This is a genomic window from Helicobacter apodemus, assembly GCF_000765745.2.
Lineage (GTDB): Bacteria > Campylobacterota > Campylobacteria > Campylobacterales > Helicobacteraceae > Helicobacter_D > Helicobacter_D apodemus.
On sequence record NZ_JRPC02000041.1, the window covers coordinates 1 to 4,813 of the forward strand.

The window sequence follows — 4,813 nt, forward strand, 5'->3', positions numbered from 1 at the left end:
TTCCCTTTCATCTTCTATTAAGCTTCCTATTGTATAATTTCACTTCCATTTTTTAAAACACCATCTTTGTATTTTCAAACTTTGTCTTTAAAAAATGATGTTCTTTGACAACTTATTGTTAAAGCCTATATAAGTAATAACTACAATCACGTATAAAACTAAAGATTGTCTTAATGGATTTACATTCATTAAGGCAGTGGCGTTAAGAATAATCATTAAAAACTCAGTTAAGCTTATAAAGGGCAGATGGTGGATGCCTTGGGTAGTAGAGGCGATGAAGGACGCGCTAGACTGCGATAAGCTATGGGGAGCTGTCAAGAAGCTTTGATCCATAGATTTCCCAATGGGGCAACCCAGCTAGTAGTAATACTAGCTATGTGAGTAACAAAGAGTAGAAAGAAAGCATAAGAAATCTTTCTAGTTTTTAAAACTTTGTTAAGAGACTTTAATCTTTATAGTCAGTCTTTAAAGATTATAAATACTTTTATACAATATCTTAGTAATTTTCTAGATTAAGAATAATAAAATCTTTTCTATTCTTTGTTGCTCACAGGCGAACCTAGTGAAGTGAAACATCTCAGTAACTAGAGGAAAAGAAATCAAACGAGATTCTCTTAGTAGCGGCGAGCGAAAGGGGAAAAGGGCAAACCCAATGCTTGCATTGGGGGTTGAGGACTGCAATATCCACTAAAATACATTAATAGAACATTCTGGAAAGGATAGCCATAGAGGGTGATAGTCCCGTATATGAAAATGTATTTTTAGGTAGCAGTATCCAGAGTAGGTCAGGACACGTGAAATCCGGGCTGAAGCAGGGGAGACCACTCTCCAACCCTAAATACTACTACTACACCGATAGCGAACCAGTACCGTGAGGGAAAGGTGAAAAGAACCGCAGTGAGCGGAGTGAAATAGAACCTGAAACCATTTGCCTACAATCATTCAGAGCCCTATTGTGAGTCTCATTAAGAAATTAGAGAGGCTTGTCTTTTGAGCTAAAGATGTGTGAGTTCGTTTTTGCTTGTGCGATAGCCCTAAGGCTAGTCTCCGCACAAAAAACTTCACAACACACATTTCTTATCTAAAATACTGTGCTATTGGATGTTTCTTATTTGCGAAACAACAATAGAGAGAATCTTAATCTTTAAGATTCCATTAGAGTTGAATCTCTTAATAAGAACAGCTAGAAATTCTAGCATTGTGGATAAGATTTGTGGGTTATCAAGAAAAAATACCAAGAGTTACCTCTAATGGTAATGACTAGGATTCTTTATAGATTCGCACAAAGATTGCCACAAGGCGAATTTGGCTTAATTTTTTAGTGAGGCTCACAAGGGTGATGGACTGCCTTTTGCATAATGATCCTGCGAGTTGTGGTATCTGGCAAGGTTAAACTAATGTGAAGCCATAGCGAAAGCGAGTCTGAATAGGGCGTTTAGTCAGATGCTGCAGACCCGAAGCTGAGTGATCTATCCATGGCCAAGTTGAAAGTGGGGTAACACCCACCGGAGGACTGAACTCGTACCCATTGAAACGGGTTGGGATGAGCTGTGGATAGGGGTGAAAGGCCAATCAAACTCAGTGATAGCTGGTTCTCTTCGAAATATATTTAGGTATAGCCTCAAGTGATAGTAATAGGGGGTAGAGCTCTGATTGGGCTAGGGCTGCTCACCGCGGTACCAACCCCTGTCAAACTACGAATACCTATTACCGTATCTTGGGAGTCAGGCGGTGGGTGATAAAATCAATCGTCAAAAGGGGAACAACCCAGACTACCAACTAAGGTCCCAAAGTTCTATTCTAAGTGGAAAATGATGTGAAGTTACTTAGACAACCAGGAGGTTGGCTTAGAAGCAGCCATCCTTTAAAGATAGCGTAACAGCTCACTGGTCTAGTGATTTTGCGCAGAAAATATAACGGGGCTAAGATAGACACCGAAGTTGTAGATTGTGCTGATGCACAGTGGTAGAAGAGCGTTGCATACAGCGTCGAAGCCATACCGGTAAGGAGTGGTGGAGCGTATGCAAGTGAGTATGCAGGAATGAGTAGCGATAAAAGTGGTGAGAATCCACTTCGCCGAAAATCTAAGGTTTCCTACGCTATGCTCGTCATCGTAGGGTTAGTCGGGTCCTAAGACAAGTCCGAAAGGGGTAGTCGATGGAAAATTGGTTAATATTCCAATACCAATATTAGTGTGCGATGGGGGGACGCATAGGGTCAAGATGAGCTGAGTGATAGAAGTCTCAGTCGAAGGGTGCAAGTAAGAAGATTGGTAAATCCGCTTCCTTTTCCCAAACCCAACAGGCTCTTTGAAGTCTTCGGATGGATAGGAGAATCATTAAGATCGTCGTGCCAAGAAAAGCCTCTAAGTTTAGCTAATATTGCCCGTACCGCAAACCGACACAGGTAGATGAGATGAGTATTCTAAGGCGCGTGAAAGAACTCTCTTTAAGGAACTCTGCAAACTAGCACCGTAAGTTCGCGATAAGGTGTGCCCAAAGTCTAGCAATAGATGAGTAGGTCTCAGCAAAGAGTCCCTCCCGACTGTTTACCAAAAACACAGCACTTTGCAAACTCGTAAGAGGAAGTATAAGGTGTGACGCCTGCCCGGTGTTCGAAGGTTAAGAGGATTAGTTAGCAGCAATGCAAAGCTTTGAATTGAAGCCCGAATAAACGGCGGCCGTAACTATAACGGTCCTAAGGTAGCGAAATTCCTTGTCGGTTAAATACCGACCTGCATGAATGGCGTAACGAGATGGGAGCTGTCTCAAAGAGTGATTCAGTGAAATTGTAGTGGAGGTGAAAATTCCTCCTACCCGCGGCAAGACGGAAAGACCCCGTGGACCTTTACTACAGCTTGGCACTGCCGATGGGAGCATTATGCGCAGGATAGGTGGGAGGCTTTGAAATCTTTACTCTGGTAGAGATGGAGCCATCCTTGAGATACCACCCTTAATGTTTCTGTCTGCTAACTAGCTAGAGTTATCCTCTAGTAGGACAATGCCTGGTGGGTAGTTTGACTGGGGCGGTCGCCTCCTAAAAAGTAACGGAGGCTTGCAAAGGTTGGCTCATTGCGGTTGGAAATCGCAAGAAGAGTGTAATGGCATAAGCCAGCCTGACTGTAAGACAAACAAGTCAAGCAGAGACGAAAGTCGGTCATAGTGATCCGGTGATTCTGTGTGGAAGGGTCATCGCTCAAAGGATAAAAGGTACCCCGGGGATAACAGGCTGATCTCCCCCAAGAGCTCACATCGACGGGGAGGTTTGGCACCTCGATGTCGGCTCATCGCATCCTGGGGCTGGAGCAGGTCCCAAGGGTATGGCTGTTCGCCATTTAAAGCGGTACGCGAGCTGGGTTCAGAACGTCGTGAGACAGTTCGGTCCCTATCTGCCGTGGGCGTAGGAGAGTTGAGGAGATCTGTCCCTAGTACGAGAGGACCGGGATGGACATACCACTGGTGTAGCTGTTGTCCTGCTATGGGCATCGCAGCGTAGCTACGTATGGATGTGATAAACGCTGAAAGCATCTAAGCGTGAAGCCAACTCCAAGATGAACTCTCCCTGAAGGTCGCAAGAAGACTACTTGCTTGATAGGGTAGAGGTGTAAGCATAGTAATATGTTTAGCTGACTACTACTAATAGACCGATTGGCTTAATTGATAAAAGCCACTGCCTTAATGAGTGTAAATACACTCCAATCTTTTTAAAGTTAGATTGATTATTACTTAAATTCTAAATATATTTTGAATAACAAATAGAAGCTTTTAAGAAAAAAGAAGTATAAAACCTTTATTGCTTGATAAATTATTGTTTATAGAATAAAAGTAAGCCTACAAGTATTGATAATACAAATATAATCATTACTTAAAACTATAAAACTTAAGCATAAAAGAGATATTGTATTAAAGAAAAAAGTATTTTATTAATAGGTTTATAATGACTCTATAGAGAATAAAAGTTTTTAATAAAATTTAATAAATAATTGATAGCTTAGTATAAATAAAAATTTGATATTTCAATGAAACAAACTTTCATCTATGTAGAGATTACATAGATGAATTAATACTTTCTTTAAGGGTTTAATATATTGGATGTAAATTGAGTCTTTAACAAAATATAAAATCCCCTTATATTGTCATCTTCGTGCTAATAGAGAAGAGGTTCCACCTAGCTCCATTCCGAACCTAGAAGTTAAGCTCTTCTTCGCTGATGATACTGCAACTTTCAGATGTGGTAAAGTAGGACGGTGCGGAGATGAGAGTATAAGGATATTTTATCCCCCCTTGCTTTATGATTATTTGTTTATGCTTGTATCAGTTATATTGTTGTCTGTATTTGAAAAGAGTTTATTTAGACTTTATTTTATGTAGTATATCTTTGAAGTTAAACCTTTTATATAAGTCTCTGTGTTTTTTTAAGCTTTCTTTTTATCAATAGCTTTTAGATTTATTAATGATTAATCTTTTTAGAATTTAGAGTAAAGTTTTATCCTCTAAATTAATAGCGTTGTATTATTATCTTAATATGTTAAGCTTCCTATCTCTTTAGTAGTTACCCTATTGTATAGGGAGTAAGTAAAAGAAATATAAAGGATAAAAGTTAAGTTTTATTAGTAGAGATAAAGTTCAAGATTTCTGCCTAATAAATAAACCTTAGAGCATCTTAAAAGAAATCTACAAATGATATAAATAAGAATAGAATTAGATAATCCTCTAATTTAACCCTTAAGATAAAAACCAAGAATCCAATATTGATAATTGACCTAAAAACAAACACTTAAGGGATAGATTAAATAATACTTTATAAAGGAGTG

General features: G+C 39.3%; 2 rRNA genes. Both read left to right on the forward strand.

What is annotated here, in order from left to right:
• Positions 1 to 225 precede the first annotated feature (225 nt).
• Positions 226 to 3,660: ribosomal RNA gene (locus tag LS72_RS09915) — 23S ribosomal RNA — on the forward strand.
• Positions 3,661 to 4,139: 479 nt separating this feature from the next.
• Positions 4,140 to 4,255: ribosomal RNA gene (gene rrf, locus LS72_RS09920) — 5S ribosomal RNA — on the forward strand.
• Positions 4,256 to 4,813 lie beyond the last annotated feature (558 nt).